The following is an 18,454-nucleotide window of genomic DNA, read 5'->3' as shown; positions in this document are numbered from 1 at the left end:
GGCGTGCGCACGGTGACCGACCTGGCGCTCCGCGCCGTACCCTGGGTGTCGTGAGCGCGCTGATCGAGACTCCGTACGAAGACCTGCTCCGCGACGTCATGGCGACCGGGGCCCGCAAGAGCGATCGCACCGGCACCGGCACCCGCAGCGTGTTCGGTCGCCAGCTGCGCTTCGATCTCGCGCAGGGCTTCCCCCTGATCACCACCAAGCGCGTGCACTTCAAGTCCATCGCCTATGAGCTGCTCTGGTTCCTGCGCGGCGAGAGCAATGTGCAGTGGCTGCGCGACAACGGAGTCACCATCTGGGACGAGTGGGCGGATGCCTCAGGCGAGCTCGGCCCCGTGTACGGCGTGCAGTGGCGGTCCTGGCCGACCCCCGATGGTCGCCACATCGACCAGATCGCACAGGTCATCGAGCAGCTGAAGACCAACCCGGATTCGCGCCGCATCATCGTGAGCGCGTGGAACGTCGCCGAGCTGGATCAGATGGCGCTCATGCCGTGCCACGCGCTGTTCCAGTTCTACGTCGCCGACGGGAAGCTCAGCTGCCAGCTCTATCAGCGCAGTGCCGACCTCTTCCTCGGGGTGCCGTTCAACATCGCGAGCTACGCCCTGCTCACACACATGGTCGCGCAGCAGACGGGTCTCGAGCTCGGCGACTTCGTCTGGACAGGCGGTGATTGCCACATCTACGACAACCACGTCGAGCAGGTCACCGAGCAGCTGCGCCGTGACCCGTTCCCGTACCCCACCCTGAAGCTGAACCGGAAGCCGGACTCGATCTTCGACTACAGCTACGAGGACTTCGAGGTCGTCGACTACCAGCACCACCCGGCGATCCGCGCCGCGGTCGCAGTGTGACCCGGGCGGCAGCCGGCGCAGCCGCGCCGATCGCCGTGATCTGGGCGCAGACGACGACGGGCGTGATCGGCGGCGATGGCGACATCCCGTGGCACATACCCGGCGAGCAGCGGCGCTTCAAACAGCTCACCATGGGCGGCACGGTCATCATGGGCCGCAAGACGTGGGAGTCCCTGCCCGAGCGCGTGCGCCCGCTGCCCGGCCGCGACAACATCGTCGTGACCCACAGCCGCGGGTTCGAGGCGCAGGGCGCCCGCGTCGTGCACTCCGTCGACGAGGCTCTCGCCACCGCCGACCCCGCCAAACAGGCGTGGTGCATCGGCGGCGCTCAGCTCTACGCGCAGATGATCGAGCGGGCGGATCGCTTGGAGGTCACCGAGATCGATCTCGATGCGCCGGGCGACGCATTCGCGCCCCCGGTCGGGGAACAGTGGCGGCAGGCATCCGCCGAGCCCGAATCGGGCTGGAGCATGAGCCCCGAGGGGCTGCGCTACCGCTTCGTCAGCTACTTGCGGTAGGCGGAGGAACCGAGGGACACCGCGGCGGCGATGCCGATGACGACCCCGGCCAGGGCGATGACACCGACGACGGACCAGAGCACTGCTTCGACCATGTCCCCAGTATCTCAGACACCTTGACGAGATCGGCGCACGGCGGTTGAGTGACGACATGTCCGATGCTGCGGGGAAGCGCGTTTACGAGGTCGATGAGGTCGTTCTGGGCTGGAAGCCCGCCGAGTCCGCCGATGCGGCACTGGAGTGGGTGCTGCAGCGCATCGACCGGCTCGCTGCTCCCCTCACCTTGCTGACGGTGCTCGATGCGAAGAAGAGTTACGACGACGAGACGCGCGCGAAGATCGAGAGCGATGCGGCCGCCGTCGCCGACGGCGTGCGGGCGAAGCATCCCTCGATCACCGTCTCGACGCGGCTCGTGGAAGGCGACCCGCCGCAGGTTCTCGCCGGGCTCACCAGCCCCGAAAGGCTCGTGGTCGTCGGCACCGACCGACGGCGCGGTCTCTCGCTGCGCTACGCGTTCTCGTTCGGTGCGCGGCTCGCGGCGCGCGCGAAAGGGCCCGTCGCCCTGATCCCGCACGGCGACAGCGAGCTCGGCGACGGGGTGGTCGTCGGCGTTGACGGCACGCCGGCGTCGCTCGCCGCCGCGCGCGTCGCCGCCCGGATCGCGCTCGCGCGCGGGGGCGAGGAGCTCGTCGTCGTGCACGTCTGGCAGGAGCCCACGCCGTGGCAGGACGCCTACCTGCCGCCCGACGACGGCTTCCTCGAATCGCTGCAGAAGGTGCACCAGGACGTGCTCGACGAATCGGTGGCGCAGTTCGGCGACGATTGGCCCGAGCTCGTCATCACGAAGAAGCTGGTCCACGGGCTGGCACCCTGGGGGCTGCTGGACCAGGCGGCGCGCGGCTCGCTGCTCGTGGTCGGCACGCGTTCGTCGCGCGGCATCCAGCGCTTCTTCCTCGGCTCGGTCAGCCACACCGTCGTACTCAACCTCGAGGGCCCCACGATCGTCGTGCCGCAGAAGTAGCTCATGACGGCACGAACGGATGCTCAGGACGATCTCGTCTCGATGCGGCACAAGCCGCTGCATCTGCTCACGTACCTCGACGAGAACTCCTGGCTGCCGGGGCCCCGCGCGAACCTGACGCTGGTGGATGCCTTCGCCGACGTCGCCCCCGAGGAGATCGTCTGGCAGCTGACGGGGTCGCCCGACGAATTCCGCAGGCTGTGCGGGGCCGCCGCTCTCGGGCGGCTCTACCTCGAGCGGCCGGGCGACGCTGCCGTGCTCGAGCGGCTCACCGAACTCGCGGTGGACGACAACTGGCGCGTGCGCGAGGGCGTCGCGATGGCCCTGCAGCGCGTGGGCGACGCGTCCCCCGAGCTGCTGCTGACGCTGGTCGACGGATTCCTCGCAGGGTCGTCGCGCGTGGTGCGCGCGGCCGTCGCCGGGATCTGCGAGCCGCGGCTGCTGCGCACGCCGCGCATGGCGGAGGTGGCTCTCGACGCCTGTCGTCGGGCGACCGAGCACCTGCAGACCGTGCCGTTCGAGCAGCGCCGCCACGACGACGTGCGCACCCTGCGGCAGGCGCTGGGCTACTGCTGGAGCGTCGCGATCGCGGCAGCGCCGGAACGTGGGCTCGCTCTCTGGCGCGAGCTCGAGGCGCGCGCTGCAAGCGACGCCGACATCGCCTGGATCGTGAGCGAGAACCTCACGAAGGCGCGGCTCAAGAGAGTACTGAGTCTCCACAAAGACGAAGACGTGGGCCCTGCCGGGCTCGAACCGACGACACCTGCGGTGTAAACGCAGTGCTCTACCAACTGAGCTAAAGGCCCCTCAGAACGAGTCTACGGGCGGTCAGCGGCGGCTCGCGCGCTCGGCGCACGCGATGCAGAGCTCGGCCGTCGGCCGGGCCTCGAGCCGCGCGGGCGCGATCGGGCGGCCGCAGCTCGCGCACATGCCGTAGCTGCCGTCGGCGACGCGTGCGAGCGCGGCCTCGGTCGCAGCGATGTCGGCCTGCGTGTCGTAGCGGATGCCCGCGAGGCGCGACCACTCACCCGAGACCGGCGCCCCGTCCGGGTCGTGCTCGTCGTCGGTGTTCGCGTCGCGAATCGCCCCGAGTTCGGCCAGCGCGTCGGCGAGTCCGGACTCGCGCGCCTTCGCCTGCGCGAGCCGCTCGCGCAGCATCCGCTCGACGTCTTCGAGATCAGTCATCTCGAGCCATTCTCGACCCTGGCAATCTCCGCAATGTCCCCCGAATGGGGTTGAGGCGCGCCGGTCGATTCGGAAACGTGGCTCACTCCTGAACGCCAGTGGAAGGAAGCGCAATGCTCACCCTGACTGAAAACGCCAGCACCGTCGTCAAGTCCCTCGCCTCGCGCGGTGGAACCAGCGAAGAGGCGGGCCTGCGCATCAGCAGCGCCACCCCGGAATCCCGCGAATACGCCGTGGAGGTCGCGCCTCAGCCGGCCGCGGCCGACACCGTTCTCGAGGTGGACGGCGCACGCGTCTTCCTCGAGTCCAATGCCGCGATCTCGCTCGACGACAAGATCCTCGATGCCGATGTCAGCGAGCAGGGCAATGTTCGCTTCTCCATCGCCGAGCAAGCCGTGTAGCCCGACGAGCTAGCGCCGCAGCGCGCTCGGCCTCGGCAGCCCGAGGTCTTCGACAAGGTCACCCAGAGCCCGGTCCAGTTCGGCACCGGCCTGGGTGACCTTGTTCGTTCCGAAGCTGCGCAGTCGGGCGCTCGGCACGTCGAACGCGAGCACGGTGCCTGCGCCGGCCGCCGCGTGCGCCTCGACACGCAGCGGGCTGTAGAGCGCCGTCGTCGGATCGTGGCGGAAAAGCCGGGCGCCGATCGCGTGGTTGACGATCAGCCATACCGCACTCGGCCGTCTGCTGCCGGCCGCGCTCAGCAGCTCGCCGGGGCGTGAGGACCAGACCCGCACGAATCCGCTCGGCGACTCCCATGCGAGGTCGCGCGTGAAGCTCTGCCAGTCGCCGTCTTCCGCGAGGCGGGCGAGGGCCGCGGCATCCGTGAGCTCGGGGACGGCGCCCTCGAAGGCGGCGACGATCGCCTCGAAGCGCGCGTTGGTGTCCAGTTCGATGCGGCGCGCCTGGTACTCCGTGACGCGCTCGGCAGCCTCGTAGCTCACGCGCCGAGGGCGCGGCGCGCTGCGAGTTGCTCGACGGCGCTGCGGTATGCCTCGAGCGGCCGCGCCTCGCCGGGGGCCGAGATGAAGCTCGCGCGGATCACGCCCTGCTCGTCGATGACGAAGGTGGCGCGGTTGGCGAAGCCGTTCTCGTCGAGGAAGACCCCGTAGTCCTTCGCCACGGCGCCGTGCGGCCAGAAATCGGCCAGCAGGTGGAACCCGTAGCCCTGCTCCTCCGCCCATGCGCGCAGCGCCCACTTCGAATCGACGGAGACGCCGATGAGCTCGACATCGGCATCGGCGAAGAGCGCGAGATTGTCGCGCAGCTCGCACAACTCCCCCGTGCACGTTCCCGAGAACGCGAGCGGGAAGAAGACGAGCGCGACCGCCTTCCTGCCGCGGAAATCGCTCAAGCGGATCGGCTCGCCGAACTGGTTCGGCAACTCGAAATCGGGGGCCTGGGTGTCATTCTCCAAAGCCATGCGCGTAAGCCTATGCGCAGCTCGCACCGTGGGCGCCAGCACGTCGCGCGCACTACTAGGCTGATCGTCGGCGCTGTGTCGTGATCCGACAACCGTGCGCCCGACACAGGTACTGACCGGCACAAGGAAGAGGTCGAAGTGACTGTTAACCACCAGGATCCGTATTCGGTGACGAACGTCGATTCGGACCCCGAGGAGACCGCGGAATGGCGTGAGTCACTCGACGAACTGGTGAAGAGCGCCGGGCCCGAGCGGGCGCGCGAGATCATGGTCAGCCTGCTCGGCCGCTCCAAGGAGCTCCACCTCGGTGTGCCGCAGATCCCCGCCACCGACTACATCAACACCATCTCGGCCGAAGACGAGCCCGAGTTCCCCGGCGATGAGGACATCGAGCGCCGCTATCGCCGCTGGCTGCGCTGGAACGCGGCCATCATGGTGCACCGCGCCCAGCGCCCGGGCGTCGCGGTCGGCGGCCACATCTCGAGCTATGCCTCGTACGCCTCCCTGTGGGAGGTGGGCTTCAACCACTTCTTCCGCGGGCAGGACGACCCGTCCGGCGGCGACCAGCTGTTCCTGCAGGGGCACTCGAGCCCGGGCGCCTATGCGCGCGCCTTCCTCGAGGGGCGCCTCACCGAGCAGCAGCTCGACGGATTCCGGCAGGAGAAGTCGCGCGCCCCGCACGGCCTGCCGTCGTACCCGCACCCGCGCATGCTGCGCGACTTCTGGCAGTTCCCGACCGTGTCGATGGGCCTCGGGCCGATCAACGCGATCTACCAGGCGTCCTTCAACCGCTACCTCGCGAACCGGGGTATCAAAGACACGGCCGACTCGCACGTGTGGGCGTTCCTCGGCGATGGCGAGATGGACGAGATCGAATCGCGCGGTCAGCTGCAGCTCGCGGCCAATGAGGGCCTCGACAACCTGACCTTCGTCGTGAACTGCAACCTGCAGCGTCTCGACGGCCCTGTGCGCGGCAACGGCAAGATCATCCAGGAGCTCGAGAGCTACTTCCGCGGCGCCGGCTGGAACGTCATCAAGCTCATCTGGGGTCGCGAGTGGGACGACCTGATCGCCCGCGACACCGAGGGCGCGCTGCTGAACCTGTTCAACACCACGCCCGACGGCGACTTCCAGACCTTCAAGGCCGAGAACGGCGCCTACGTGCGCGAGAACTTCTTCGGCCGCGACCCGCGCGCGCTCGAACTGGTCAAGGACTACACCGACGACCAGGTCTGGGCGCTCAAGCGAGGCGGGCACGACTACCGGAAGATCTACTCCGCGTACAAGGCGGCCGTCGAGCACAAGGGCCAGCCGACCGTCATCCTCGCCCACACGATCAAGGGCTACGGCCTCGGGCCGCACTTCGAGGGCCGCAACGCGACCCACCAGATGAAGAAGCTCACCCTCGAGGACCTGAAGCTCTTCCGCGACACCCTCGACATCCCGCTGACCGATGCGCAGCTGAACGAGGGCGACCACTGGCTGCCGCCGTACTACAACCCGGGCCCCGACGACGAGGCGATCCAGTACCTGCACGAGCGGCGGCGCGCCCTGGGCGGCTACCTGCCCGAGCGACGCTCGAAGTACGTGCAGCTCGAGCTGCCCGACGACAAGGCATACGCCATCTCGAAGCGCGGCTCGGGCCAGCAGGAGGTCGCCACCACGATGGCGTTCGTGCGCCTGCTCAAGGACCTGCTGCGCGACAAGAACTGGGGCCCGCGCATCGTGCCGATCATCCCCGACGAGGCGCGCACCTTCGGCATGGACGCGTTCTTCCCGAACGCGAAGATCTACAACCCGCGCGGCCAGCACTACACCTCGGTCGACCGCGAGCTGCTGCTGTCCTACAAGGAGAGCCCGCAGGGCCAGCTGTACCACGTGGGCATCAACGAGGCGGGTGCCACCGCGGCATTCACCGCGTTCGGCACCTCGTACGCCACGCACGGCGAGCCGCTCGTGCCGGTGTACATCTTCTATTCGATGTTCGGGTTCCAGCGCACCGCGGACGCCTTCTGGGCGGCGGGCGACCAGCTCGCGCGCGGCTTCGTCATCGGTGCCACCGCGGGCCGCACCACGCTCACGGGCGAGGGCACGCAGCATATGGACGGCCACTCGCCGATGATCGCGGCGACCAACCCCGCCGTCGTGAGCTACGACCCGGCATACGGCTATGAGATCGGCCACATCGTCCGCTCGGGTCTCGAGCGCATGTACGGCGGAACGCACCCCGACCCCGACGTCATGTACTACCTCACCGTGTACAACGAGCCCATCGTGCAGCCGGCCGAGCCCGAGAATCTCGACGTCGACGGCGTGGTGAAGGGCATCTACAAGCTGCGCGAGGGCGCGGCCGACAAGCCCGTGAAGGCGCAGCTGCTGGCATCCGGTGTCGCCATGCCGTGGGCGCTCGAGGCGCAGCAGATCCTCGCGGACGAGTGGAACGTCTCGGCCGACGTGTGGTCGGTGACCAGCTGGAACGAGCTGCGGCGCGACGGCCTCAAGGCCGAGGAGCACAACTTCCTCCACCCCGAAGAGCCCGCGCAGGTGCCGTATGTCACCCAGAAGCTCGCCGGGGCCGAGGGCCCGATCGTGGCCGTCACCGACTTCACCCACGCGGTGCCCGACCAGATTCGCCAGTTCGTGCCGAACCGCTTCGCGACGCTCGGGGCCGACGACTTCGGCTTCGCCGACACGCGCGCCGCCGCCCGCCGGTTCTTCTACATCGACAGCCACTCGGTCGTGGTCCGCGCGCTCGAGCAGCTCGCTGCCGAGGGCAAGATCGACCCGTCCGCGCCGCTCCAGGCGATCCAGCGCTACGACCTGTTCAACGTCAACGCGGGTACCTCGGGCAACGCCGGCGGTGACGCCTAGGGTGGTTCGCCGCACCAAGGAGGAGACGCTCGCCTGGCTTCGCAAGATCTCGGGCGAGCTCTCCAGCGCGACGCTGAAGCGGCTCGAGGACACGCTGCCCTGGTTCAGCCAGATGCCTCCCGGCCGGCGCTCGGCCGTCGGGCTCGTGGCACAGGCCGGCATCACGTCGTTCATCGACTGGTTCGAGGACCCGACGGCGACGCCCTGGGTCGCTTCTGACGTGTTCGGCTCGGCGCCGCGTGAGCTGCTGCGGTCGATCAGCCTGCAGCAGACCCTGCAGCTGATCCGCGTCGTGGTCTCGGTCGTCGAGGACCGCGCCAAGGACGGCGGCGAGATCCTGCGCGACGCGATCCTGATCTACTCGCGCGAGATCGCGTTCGCCTCGGCGGATGTCTATGCGCGAGCTGCCGAGTCGCGCGGTCTGTGGGACGCGCGCCTCGAAGCGCTCGTCGTCGACTCGATCCTCACCGGCGAGTACGACGACGAACTGCCGAGCCGTATCGCCGCCCTCGGCTGGCACGGCCATGGCGAGGTCGCCGTGCTCGTCGGCACCGCACCGCGGATGCTCGACGTCGACCAGATCCGCCGCACGGCGCGACACGTGCGCGCCGACGTGCTGATCGGCGTACAGGGCAGCCGGCTCGTCGTCGTGATCGGCCGCGCCGGTATCCCGCAGCACAGCGAGGACGACGAGGCGGCCTCGGCCCCCGCCCCCATCGGGTTCCTCGAGATCGCGACCCAGCTCGAGCCGAACTTCGGCCCCGGCTACCTCGTGCTCGGCCACGCGGTGCCGAGCATCGTGGACGCGTCGAAGAGCGCGAAGGCAGCACTCGCCGGCTTCGCCGTGGCGAAGGCGTGGCGCAACTGCCCGCGCCCCGTGCACGCCGACGACCTGCTTCCCGAGCGCGCCTTCGCGGGCGACCCGCTCGCGCGCTCGACGCTCGTGGGGCGCATCTATCAGCCGCTCAAGGCGCACTCCCCCGAACTGCTCAATACGCTGTGGAGCTACCTCGACAACGGCCGCAGCCTCGAGGCGACCGCACGTGAGCTGTTCGTGCACCCGAACACGGTGCGGTACCGCCTCAAGCGCGTCGGCGACGTGATCGGCTGGGACGCCACCGGGGCGCGCGAGGCTCTCATCCTGCAGTCGGCCCTGATCATCGGGGCGATCGCGGAACCGGACGCGAACAGCCGCCGACGCGGGTTGCGTTAGTAGACGATCGCCAAAGCATTCTCGATTTCTTGATCGAGTCGCGCCAGCGGGGCATCCCCTCGGCTTGGCAGGATGGAACGCGTGATCGTCTTCGTCGCGCCCGGTCAGGGCTCTCAGACCCCCGGTTTCCTCGAGCCCTGGATCGCCGACCCGGCCACGCGTGAGCTGGTCGCCGGCTGGTCCGAGGCGATCGGCGTCGACCTGATCGCGCACGGCACCGTGAGCGACGCTGACACGATCCGCGACACCGCGATCGCGCAGCCGCTCATCGTCGCCGCGGGGCTGCTCACCGCCCGCGCGCTGCGCGCCGCCGGCGTCGAGATCGGCGCCGTCGCGGGCCACTCGGTCGGCGAGGTGACCGCGGCGGCCGTCGCGGGCGTGCTCAGCGAGGCGGACGCGCTCGCCTTCGTGCGCACCCGCGCGCTGGCGATGGCGGATGCCGCAGCCGCGGTTCCCACCGGAATGAGCGCTGTTCTCGGGGGCGACCCCGACGCCGTCGTCGAGCACATCAGCGCCTTCGGCCTCGAACCGGCGAACTACAACGGCGGGGGTCAGATCGTGGTCGCGGGTGAGCTCGACGCGCTCGCCAGGCTCTCAGAGGATCCGCTGCGCGGCACCCGCGTCGTGCCCCTTCAGGTCGCAGGCGCCTTCCACACGCGCTTCATGGCCCCCGCGCGCGAGGCGCTGCGCGAGAAGGCGTCGGGCTTCACGGTCTCGGACCCGGCGATCACGCTGTGGACGAACAAGGACGGCTCCGTCGTCGCCTCGGGCGCGCAGTTCATCGACCTCGTCGTCGGCCAGGTCGCGAACCCCGTGCGCTGGGACCTCGACATGGAGGCGTTCGCGGCGGCCGGCGTCACCGGACTCGTCGAGTTCGCGCCGGCGGGTGCTCTTGTGGGCCTTGCCAAGCGCGGGCTGAAGGGCGTTCCCGCCGTCGCCATCAAGACCCCCGACGACATCGCGGTCGCCGCCGAGCTGACGGCCGGAACGGCCTGATGCCGACGCTCACCCAGGCGACGGGCGCGCAGTTCACGCGCATCCTCGCCATCGGCGCCGCGCGCGGCGACCTCGTCGTGCCGAACGCCGACATCGTCGGCCCGATCAACTCGTCCGACGAGTGGATCAGGCAGCGCACCGGCATCGAGACGCGCGTGCGCGCGTCACGCGACGTGCAGGCGATCGATCTCGCGACGGATGCCGCCCGCGAGGCGATCGAGAAGAGCGGTGTGCCGGCATCCGAGCTCGGCGCGGTGCTCGTCGCGACGATCAGCAACCCCGTGCAGACGCCCTCGATGGCGGCCGTGCTGGCCGATCGAATCGGGGCGACCCCGGCTGCGGCATACGACCTCAGCGCGGCGTGCGCGGGCTATGCCTACGGCATCGCGCAAGCCGACGCGCTCATCCGCGCCGGGGCGGCCAGGTATGTCCTGGTCGTCGGCGCCGAGAAGCTCTCCGACATCATCGACCCCACCGACCGCTCGATCTCCTTCCTGCTGGCAGACGGGGCCGGCGCCGCGGTGGTCGGCCCGAGCGATGCACCCGGGATCTCGGCGACGGTGTGGGGCTCCGACGGCTCGCGCGCCGACACCGTCGGCATGAGCAATACGCTGCTCGCGTTCCGGGACGGCACCGCAGGCTGGCCGCATCTTCGCCAGGAGGGGCCGAGCGTGTTCCGCTGGGCCGTCTGGGAGATGGCGAAGGCGGCGCGCCGCGCCCTCGAGGTCGCCGGAGTCGAGGCATCCGATCTCGCGGCCTTCATTCCGCACCAGGCGAACATGCGCATCATCGACGAGTTCGCGACCCAGCTGGGGCTGCCCGACCACGTCGTGATCGCACGCGACATCGCGACCACGGGGAACACCAGCGCGGCGAGCATCCCGCTCGCGACGCACCGCGTGCTCGCGGAGCACCCCGAGCTGTCGGGCGGCCTCGCCCTGCAGATCGGCTTCGGCGCCGGCCTGGCCTATGCAGCCCAGGTGGTCGTCCTGCCCTAGCTTCCACCGCCCCACCGGCCGCTCGCACTCTGCCCATTAACTACACTGGTGAGCGGTCACACGACACATCAAGGAGAACCCATATGGCACTGTCCACCGAAGAAGTCCTGGCCGGCCTGGCCGAGCTGATCAACGACGAGACCGGCATCGCCACCGACTCCGTTCAGCTGGACAAGTCCTTCACCGACGACCTCGACATCGACTCGATCTCGATGATGACCATCGTCGTGAACGCCGAGGACAAGTTCGACGTCAAGATCCCCGACGACGAGGTGAAGAACCTCAAGACCGTCGGCGACGCCGTCGACTACATCGTCAAGGCTCAGGCCTGAGACTTCTCACGTCGCACGCGGTCGGCGTCTGACTGACGTCAGAGTCGACCGCGTCGTACGTTTGCGCCCGTCGCACGTCAGAAGCACGCAGGAACGCAGTAAAGGAACATCGTGGGACCCAAGAAGATCGTCGTCACCGGTATCGGCGCGACCACGCCGCTCGGCGGCACCGCCCAGGACACGTGGAAGGCACTGCTCGCCGGTGAATCCGGTGCCCGCAGTTTCCAACACGACTGGGTGTCGCAGTACGAGATCCCGGTGACCTTCGCGGCCGAGGCGCTCGTCCGCCCGTCAGAGGTGATGGAGCGCGTCGAGCTGAAGCGCCTGGACCCGGCGGCGCAGTTCGCGCTGATCGCGGCGCGCGAGGCGTGGGCGGATGCCGCGATCGAAGACTTCGACCCCGACCGCCTGCTCGTCGACTGGGCGACCGGCATCGGCGGGGTGTGGACCCTGCTCGACGCGTGGGACACGCTGCGCGACCGCGGCCCCCGCCGCGTGCTGCCGATGACGGTTCCGATGATCATGCCGAACAGCCCCGCAGCCGCCGTGTCGATGAACCTCAATGCGCGCGCCGGCGCTCGCACCGTCGTCTCGGCGTGCGCGTCGAGCACCGAGTCGCTCGCCAACGCCTACGACCACCTGCAGGCCGGCCTCGCCGACATCGTCATCACGGGCGGCTCCGAGTCGTGCATCCACCCGATCACGGTCGCCGCCTTCGCGAGCATGCAGGCGCTCTCGAAGCGCAACGACGACCCGGCGCGCGCCTCGCGCCCCTATGACAGGGACCGCGACGGTTTCGTGATGGGCGAGGGTGCCGCGGCGCTGATCCTCGAGACCGAGGAGCATGCGAAGGCCCGCGGGGCGAAGATCTACGCCGAGGTCGCGGGCGGCGGCATCACGAGCGACTCGTACCACATCACCGCACCCGACCCCGAGGGTCTCGGTGCGACCCGGGCGACGAACCTCGCCCTGGAGCAGGCCGGCCTTGCAGCATCCGACATCGCCCACGTGAACGCCCACGCGACGTCGACCGGCGTCGGCGACATCGCCGAGTACAAGGCGCTGCGCGCGATCTTCGGCGACCACCTCGACAGCGTCGCCGTCAGCGCGACGAAGGCGTCGACCGGGCACCTGCTCGGCGGCACCGGAGCGCTCGAGGCGATGTTCACGGTGCTTGCGCTGCACGAGCGCACCGCTCCGCCGACGATCAACCTCGAGAACCAGGACCCCGACATCGCCCTCGACGTCGTGACGGCGCCGCGCCCTCTGGGGGACGGCGATCTCGCCGCGGTGAGCAACTCGTTCGGCTTCGGCGGCCACAACGCGGTCGTCGCCTTCAAGACGGTCTGAGCCGCGCGGGTCACCCCGCGAAAGAGTGCAGCCAGACCACCGGGTTGTCGTCGCTCGCGTGCCGGAACGGCTCGAGCTCGTCGTCCCACGGCTGGCCGAGCGCGGCGTGGAGCTCGCGGTGCAGCGCGAGGACGTCGCTGCCCGCGACCTCCATGGCGTACCGCATGCGGTCCTCGGGGATCACGACGTTGCCGGCCGTGTCGGTCTGCGCGAAGTGGATGCCGAGCGACGGCGTGTGCAGGTAGCGCGCGCCGTCGCTCGAGGCCGTGGGATCCTGCGTGACCTCGTAGCGGACGTCTTCCCAGCCGTGGAACGCGCTCGCAAGTGCGGCACCTGTGCCGGTGTCGCCCTCCCAGTAGAACTCGGCGCGCAGGGTTCCGCGCAGCACGGGCTGCGGGGCCCAGTCGAAGTTCACGGCACGACCGAGCACGCGGCCCGCCGCCCACTCGAGGTGGGGGCAGAGCGCACGAGGAGAGGAGTGCACGAAAAGCACTCCCCTGGCCCTTGCAGTGCTGGCCTTTGCAGTTGTGGCCGACATCGCGTCCTCCGTTCGTTCCGGTGCGGCTTCCCCTCCGACCGATGAACGGCGTCGCTGTCGACATGGGCATTCTCACATAGCACGGGAACGAATTCCAAGCGCGTAATTCGTGCGCGGCGCGTGTCGGCATTGTGGGTATGCAATTACTCGGTATATACATACCCCATGTCAGTTCGCCAGAGCCTGCTCGCCATCCTCGACCAGGGCCCGTGCTACGGGTACCAGTTGCGCGCCGAGTTCGACCGCCGCACGGGCGGCACATGGCCGCTCAACGTCGGCCAGATCTATCAGACGCTCGAGCGCCTCGAGCGCGACGGGCTCGTCGCCAAGGGCGAGTCCGATCGCGAGGGCCGCGCCTATTACGAGATCACGGATGCCGGTCACGAGGCCGTCTCGTCGTGGCTGTCCTCCCCCGTCGAACGTCAGGCCGCGGCCCGCGACGAGCTGGCGATCAAGCTGGCGGTCGCAGCCACTCTGCCGGGCGTCGAGCTCGCCGACGTGATCCAGGTGCAGCGCCGGGCGACGCTCGCGCTGCTGCGCGACCTGACGCGCACCAAGGACGCGATCGATGAGCCGACATCGCCCGAAGACCTCGCCTACCTGCTGCTGGTCGACGCGCAGATCTTCCAGGCAGACGGCGAGCTGCGCTGGCTCGACCACGCCGAGGGGCGCCTCGCTCGCGCGGTCGCCGCCGGCGTCGCCGGGCCGCTGCCGCTCAACACCGAGGTGCCGAAACGCGGCCGCCCGGCGAAGGCGGTGCAGCCGTGACCACTCCCCTGCTGCGGCTCGACGGAGTCGCCATGCAATACGGCAAAGGCGAGGCGTCCGTCACCGCGCTCTCGGGCATCGATCTCGAGGTCAACGTGGGCGAACTCGTGGCCGTGATGGGCGCGTCCGGCTCAGGGAAGTCGACCCTGCTCACGATCGCGGGCGGCCTCACCACGCCGACCGCGGGCGAGGTCGTGGTCGGCGGCACCTATCTGTCGACGCTGCCGGCCAAGGGGATCGCGCAGCTGCGGCGCCGCACGCTCGGCTTCGTCTTCCAGGACTTCAACCTGGTGCCATCGCTCACCGCGCTCGAGAACGTGACGCTGCCGCTCGAGCTGGACGGCTGGCGCGGGGTGAAAGCGCGGTCCGCCGGGCACGACGCGCTGCGTGCGGTTGAGCTGGACGAGCGAGCGGATGCCTACCCCGACGACCTTTCCGGTGGGCAGCAGCAGCGCGTGGCCATCGCCCGCGCGGTCGTCGGGCCGCGGCGCCTGATCCTGGCCGACGAGCCCACCGGAGCGCTCGATTCGACGACGGGCGAGCTGGTGATGCGGATGCTGCGCCGGCGCATCGACGCCGGAGCGGGCGGCATCCTCGTGACCCATGATCCCCGCCATGCGGCGTGGGCCGATCGCATCGTGTTCCTGCGCGACGGGCGCATCACCGACGGCACGCGTCGCGAGACGCCCGAGCAGCTGCTCGTCGGCGGCGGGCGGCACGTGTGAGCGCGCTTGCGCTGGTGTGGCGCCTTGCGCGGCGCGGCACCGTGCTCACCCGCGCGCAGGCCGTGCTGATCGCGGCGCTGATCGCGCTGCCCATGCTCGGTTACTCGGGCGTCGCCCTCGTCATCGACTCGCGCAGTGCGACCACTGCCGAAGCGCTGGACGCAGCACTGGGCCATACCGGAAGCCGCGCCCAGCTCGTGAATGCGCCGGACTCGTCGATGCGTCAGACTCCGCCCGGCTCGCAGAGCTGGCAGGTCGACGAGGACAGCGACGGCACCCCGCTGCATCAGAACCCCGATGCCTCGAATGCCCCCATCACGAGCGCGTTGCCGGCCGGCACGCGCGTGCTGCGACTCGCCGACACGACCGTCGAGGCGGACTCCAAGGCCGGCGTCGCCGATCTCGCAGCGACTGTCGGACCTGCATGGGACCACAGTCTGAGAGGGCGGTTCACGGTCACCTCAGGTCGGGCACCCGCGAACGATCACGAGCTCATGGTCACCCCGGCGGCGCTCACGAGACTTGATACACGGGTCGGCGACGCGGTGCATCTGAACAGCCCGATCACTGGCGACTACACGATCACCGGGCTCATCGACGACACCCGCGTCGCCCGCAGCGTTCCAGAGCTGTTCCTGCGCGACGGTGCGCTCGACGGGACAGCGGCCGTGCCGGCAGCCGGGTCGTACTCGTACTACCTGCCAGACCTCGACGTCGACGCCACTCAGGCGAAGACGCTGAACCATGCCGGCTACATCGTGCTCTCCCGATCGCTGGCGGCGCGCTACGGGCTCGATTGGCCGAACACGATCCAGTCGAGCAATGGGAGTCTGTGGCTCATGCTGGGGCTTGCCCTCGCATTCGGCGCGTTCGAGGTGATCCTACTCGCTGGGTCGGCCTTCTTCATCGGCGCGAAGCAGCGTCAGCGCGTGCTTGCCATCGTCGCGAGCGCCGGCGGATCGCGTGGAACGCTGATCGGTGTCGTCAGCCTGACCGGAGCCGCTCTCGGCCTGGTGGGCGGATTCGTCGGGAGCGCAGCGGGTGTCGGCGCGGGTTCGCTCTATCTGCGGCTGACGGCAGACGGCAGCGCTGCGCACTACCCGGGTTACCACCTGATCTGGTGGGTGCACGCGCTTATGGTGCTCGCCGCCGCGCTGATCGGGTTCAGCGCCGCGGTGATCCCCGCGGTGACTGTCGCGCGCATGGACGTGGTCAGCTCACTGCGCGGCGCCACCCGACCCGGCCGCGCGAGCCGGCGACGCCCTGTGCTCGGGGTGATCGTCGCGCTCGCCGGGGCCGCTCTCGCGCTCGGCTGCGGAGTGACCGCCGCGATCATCACGAGTGGCGACTTCCACACCTCCGACGGCCACACCCTGCTCGAGCAGCACGCCTCACGCGTCCTGGCCGCCCTGCACTACGGCATCACGGCGGGCGTGATCGTCATGCAGTTCGGTCTGATCATGATGTCGAGCCTCATTCTCGCCGGCATCGGTTCAGCGGCGCGACGTCTAGGTGCTGCACCGCGCCTGGCGAGCCGAGACCTTGCGCGCAATCGCTCCCGCGCGGTTCCGGCGATCGCCGCGATCATGCCCACGAGCTTCCTCGCTGTGTTCGTCATGGGAACCCTGGCCTCGACCGACGCCGCCGATCGCTCGCGGTACCAATGGGACATCGGCGACCAGCAGGCAGTGGCGTATGTGGCCGGCGCTGCCCCGCAGAGTGAGGGTCTGGGCGCACACGCGGACGAGCTCGCCGCGGCCCTCGAGCGAACGCTGGCGGTCACAAGACCCGTTCTCATCTCCTCAGCGCCCGAGCCCGCACGTTCGGGCGAGACGGCGGAGACGGGACTGTACGCGGTTCCCCTGGCGGCCGCCGCAGACCGGTGCCCGGAGACCGTCCAGGGCTACGTCGCGTCCGACAGCGGCTCGAAGGACTGGCGATGCAACGATCCGGTCGCAAGCTACGGTCTGTCTTTCGACGACGCGCCGCTGCTTGTGGTCGGCGGTCCTCGCGAACTCGCCCAGATTCTGGGGCATACGCCGAGCAAGGCTGCGGTGGCCGCTTTGCGCGGAGGAGGCGCTGTCTCCCTGCACCGCGCGTTCGTCCACGACGGTCAGCTGACCATCGGCTGGTACTCCGCGCAGAAGCGCGATGAACTGATGAAGGTCAGCGTGCTCGCGGCACCTGCGACGTCCGCAGCGGTTCCGGCCGTGTACGAACGCACGGCGCACCCGCTGGGGTTCGGGGCGATCCTCTCCCCCAGTGCCGCGCAGCGGCTCGGGATCGACGCCGTTCCCACCACGCTGCTCGCCACCCTGAAGTCCTCACCGACGCAGGCGCAGCAGGATGCACTCCGCGCGGCAGTCGACGTGATCAATGCCAGCAACAATGATGCGTTCGGCGCGGGCGTGCAGACCGGCCCGAGCTCGACGTCGCCTGCTTACCTCTGGGTCGCCCTGGCGGCGAGCTCACTGATCGCGCTTGCTGCGGCCGTGGTCGCACTGAGCCTGGCACGGCAGGACGGCGCTCGCGATGCCGCCGCATTCGAGGCGATCGGAGCGCCGCCTCGAACGCGGCGAACGATCGCGTTCTGGCAGGCGCTGATCATCGTCGGCTCGGGAGCGGTCCTGGGTGCGCTGACGGCCACGCTCACCGTCTATGCCGCGTTCGGCCTGGCTCCCGGCCAGATCTTCGCCATGCCGTGGACGCAGGTCGCGCTCGGCACCGTCGGACTGGCCGCGACCATCGCCATCGGATTCTGGGTCGTGAGCGGGCGCCCCACCGCGGACAAGACGCGGCGCGCGGCCATCGCCTGAGCGCCTCTAGAACTCGTGCAGCAGCTCGCCGCTCTTGTTGAGCGCGTTCTTCTCGCCGGCGCGGATCGGAACCTGGAAGCGGTTCTGCTTCGGCGGCAGCGGGCAGTTGAACTGGTAGCTGAAGGCGCACGGCGGCAGCACCGCGAGGTTGAAGTCGAGGGTGATCGTGCCGTCGGGGTTCGGCGCGACGAACAGGAAGCGGCCGACCGAGTAGGTCTCGTCGCCGCTCGTCGCGTCGGCGAACACGAGCTGCAGCGCCCGGCCCGACTTGAAGGCGGCGAGGTTGTATGCCACGCCGTCCTTCTCGAAGGTGATCTCACCGGGGATGGCGGTGTCCCGCTCGCCCTCGTCCTTGATGTGCTCGAACCCGACCGAGAGGCCCTCGACCGGCGTGAACTGGGCCGTGATGACCCAGTCGGGGTTGTAGTCATAGGCGTCGATGCCCCCGAAGTTCACGAGATCGTCTGCTTCCGCGTCCCAGATGCGCAGTGCGTATTCCGTTCCGGCCTCGTTCACGATGACGGTGCCCGTCGTGTGGTCGTCGAAGACGATGGAACTCGCCTTCTCGCCGTCTTTGGCCGAGATGATCACTTCGCCGTCGACGAGCTCGCCGTCGACGCGGATGCCGTCAGCAGCCGTCGCGACGAGGCGAAGACCCTTTTCGCCCGCGGGCAGCGGGTAGTACGTGCCCGGCACGCCGTACACCGTCTGTGCGGCCTCTGGGTCGCCCGTGATCCACTGCGTGTTGACGAGAGCGAGACTGCCCTGCGGCTGTTTCACCGACTCCTCGCGGCGGCTGCGGAAGGTGGCCAGGCGCTCGGCGGCGGTGAGGGTGTCAGTCAT

19 protein-coding genes and 1 tRNA gene are annotated in these 18,454 nt (G+C 69.5%); 14 read left to right on the top strand and 6 right to left on the bottom strand.

The genetic code is table 11. The features are described 5' to 3' along the window. Window positions 1–98: 98 nt before the first annotated feature. From ABD716_RS13255 to ABD716_RS16385, 4 genes are all read left to right on the top strand, one after another. The gene (locus ABD716_RS13255) at window positions 99–860 is read left to right on the top strand and encodes a thymidylate synthase (protein WP_344778412.1); all 762 of its coding nucleotides are present in this window, start codon (window positions 99–101) and stop codon (window positions 858–860) included. Then, window positions 857–1,378 carry a dihydrofolate reductase gene (locus ABD716_RS13250; protein ID WP_344777637.1) on the top strand — a complete coding sequence of 174 codons (522 nt, stop codon included), beginning with the start codon at window positions 857–859 and terminating at the stop codon, window positions 1,376–1,378. Before ABD716_RS13255 ends, ABD716_RS13250 begins: the two co-directional genes overlap by 4 nt. A gap of 151 nt (window positions 1,379–1,529) precedes the next feature. Then, entirely contained in the window at window positions 1,530–2,399 is an 870-nt protein-coding gene (locus ABD716_RS13245; protein WP_344777635.1) for a universal stress protein, read from the top strand. Window positions 2,400–2,402: 3 nt separating this feature from the next. Then, window positions 2,403–3,173 (top strand): HEAT repeat domain-containing protein, encoded by a 771-nt coding sequence (locus ABD716_RS16385; protein WP_425553484.1) that lies wholly within the window; start codon window positions 2,403–2,405, stop codon window positions 3,171–3,173. Here the strand turns inward: ABD716_RS16385 and ABD716_RS13240 are convergent. Beyond that, a tRNA-Val gene (locus ABD716_RS13240) sits at window positions 3,133–3,205 on the bottom strand. The two genes, ABD716_RS16385 and ABD716_RS13240, sit on opposite strands and share 41 nt — an antisense overlap. 22 nt (window positions 3,206–3,227) lie before the next feature. After that, the gene (locus ABD716_RS13235) at window positions 3,228–3,584 is read right to left on the bottom strand and encodes a TraR/DksA family transcriptional regulator (RefSeq protein ID WP_344777633.1); all 357 of its coding nucleotides are present in this window, start codon (window positions 3,582–3,584) and stop codon (window positions 3,228–3,230) included. 113 nt (window positions 3,585–3,697) lie between these two features. On the opposite strand from ABD716_RS13235, the gene ABD716_RS13230 reads away from it, so the two are divergent. Then, window positions 3,698–3,985 carry a Fe-S cluster assembly protein HesB gene (locus tag ABD716_RS13230; RefSeq protein ID WP_344777631.1) on the top strand — a complete coding sequence of 96 codons (288 nt, stop codon included), beginning with the start codon at window positions 3,698–3,700 and terminating at the stop codon, window positions 3,983–3,985. 9 nt (window positions 3,986–3,994) lie between these two features. On the opposite strand, the gene ABD716_RS13225 is transcribed toward ABD716_RS13230, so the two are convergent. Both ABD716_RS13225 and ABD716_RS13220 read right to left on the bottom strand, forming a co-directional pair. Next, the gene (locus ABD716_RS13225) at window positions 3,995–4,525 is read right to left on the bottom strand and encodes a hypothetical protein (protein WP_344777629.1); all 531 of its coding nucleotides are present in this window, start codon (window positions 4,523–4,525) and stop codon (window positions 3,995–3,997) included. Continuing rightward, window positions 4,522–5,004: a peroxiredoxin gene (locus tag ABD716_RS13220; protein WP_344777627.1), complete on the bottom strand. Its 483-nt coding sequence runs from the start codon at window positions 5,002–5,004 to the stop codon at window positions 4,522–4,524. Before ABD716_RS13220 ends, ABD716_RS13225 begins: the two co-directional genes overlap by 4 nt. A gap of 138 nt (window positions 5,005–5,142) precedes the next feature. Between ABD716_RS13220 and aceE the strand changes: the two genes are divergently transcribed. The 6 genes from aceE (at window position 5,143) to ABD716_RS13190 (ending at window position 12,764) form a co-directional block, all read left to right on the top strand. Then, window positions 5,143–7,875 carry a pyruvate dehydrogenase (acetyl-transferring), homodimeric type gene (gene aceE, locus ABD716_RS13215; RefSeq protein ID WP_344777625.1) on the top strand — a complete coding sequence of 911 codons (2,733 nt, stop codon included), beginning with the start codon at window positions 5,143–5,145 and terminating at the stop codon, window positions 7,873–7,875. Between the two features lies 1 nt (window position 7,876). Next, on the top strand, window positions 7,877–9,088 hold the full coding sequence (locus tag ABD716_RS13210; RefSeq protein ID WP_344777623.1) for a PucR family transcriptional regulator: 1,212 nt from the start codon (window positions 7,877–7,879) through the stop codon (window positions 9,086–9,088). An 81-nt stretch (window positions 9,089–9,169) separates the two neighbouring features. After that, entirely contained in the window at window positions 9,170–10,084 is a 915-nt protein-coding gene (locus tag ABD716_RS13205) for an ACP S-malonyltransferase (RefSeq protein ID WP_344778410.1), read from the top strand. Next, window positions 10,084–11,082: a beta-ketoacyl-ACP synthase III gene (locus ABD716_RS13200; RefSeq protein WP_344777621.1), complete on the top strand. Its 999-nt coding sequence runs from the start codon at window positions 10,084–10,086 to the stop codon at window positions 11,080–11,082. Before ABD716_RS13205 ends, ABD716_RS13200 begins: the two co-directional genes overlap by 1 nt. An 83-nt stretch (window positions 11,083–11,165) precedes the next feature. Next, complete coding sequence (locus ABD716_RS13195; protein WP_022880924.1) at window positions 11,166–11,414, top strand: acyl carrier protein; 249 nt, start codon at window positions 11,166–11,168, stop codon at window positions 11,412–11,414. 108 nt (window positions 11,415–11,522) lie between these two features. Beyond that, complete coding sequence (locus ABD716_RS13190) at window positions 11,523–12,764, top strand: beta-ketoacyl-[acyl-carrier-protein] synthase family protein (RefSeq protein WP_344778408.1); 1,242 nt, start codon at window positions 11,523–11,525, stop codon at window positions 12,762–12,764. Window positions 12,765–12,774: 10 nt separating this feature from the next. Here the strand turns inward: ABD716_RS13190 and ABD716_RS13185 are convergent, their stop codons facing one another. Beyond that, a complete protein-coding gene (locus ABD716_RS13185) occupies window positions 12,775–13,302 on the bottom strand; it encodes a DUF3145 domain-containing protein (protein WP_344777617.1) in 528 nt (175 codons plus the stop codon). Window positions 13,303–13,467: 165 nt separating this feature from the next. Here ABD716_RS13185 and ABD716_RS13180 point away from each other — a divergent pair, with 165 nt between their 5' ends. Genes ABD716_RS13180 through ABD716_RS13170 form a run of 3 tightly spaced genes read left to right on the top strand, consistent with a single transcriptional unit; the run spans window position 13,468 to window position 17,611 of the window. Next, window positions 13,468–14,070 carry a PadR family transcriptional regulator gene (locus ABD716_RS13180; protein ID WP_344777615.1) on the top strand — a complete coding sequence of 201 codons (603 nt, stop codon included), beginning with the start codon at window positions 13,468–13,470 and terminating at the stop codon, window positions 14,068–14,070. 32 nt (window positions 14,071–14,102) lie between these two features. Then, window positions 14,103–14,795: an ABC transporter ATP-binding protein gene (locus ABD716_RS13175; protein ID WP_425553483.1), complete on the top strand. Its 693-nt coding sequence runs from the start codon at window positions 14,103–14,105 to the stop codon at window positions 14,793–14,795. Continuing rightward, window positions 14,792–17,611 carry an FtsX-like permease family protein gene (locus tag ABD716_RS13170; RefSeq protein ID WP_344777611.1) on the top strand — a complete coding sequence of 940 codons (2,820 nt, stop codon included), beginning with the start codon at window positions 14,792–14,794 and terminating at the stop codon, window positions 17,609–17,611. The genes ABD716_RS13175 and ABD716_RS13170 overlap by 4 nt, the downstream gene beginning before the upstream one ends. A gap of 6 nt (window positions 17,612–17,617) precedes the next feature. On the opposite strand, the gene ABD716_RS13165 is transcribed toward ABD716_RS13170, so the two are convergent. Beyond that, entirely contained in the window at window positions 17,618–18,454 is an 837-nt protein-coding gene (locus ABD716_RS13165; RefSeq protein WP_344777609.1) for a DUF1684 domain-containing protein, read from the bottom strand.

Origin of the sequence: Gryllotalpicola kribbensis, from assembly GCF_039538245.1 — a bacterium.
GTDB classification, from domain to species: domain Bacteria; phylum Actinomycetota; class Actinomycetes; order Actinomycetales; family Microbacteriaceae; genus Gryllotalpicola; species Gryllotalpicola kribbensis.
The sequence above is the reverse complement of the archived record's forward strand: the minus strand, read 5'-3'. Positions and strand labels throughout refer to the sequence as shown.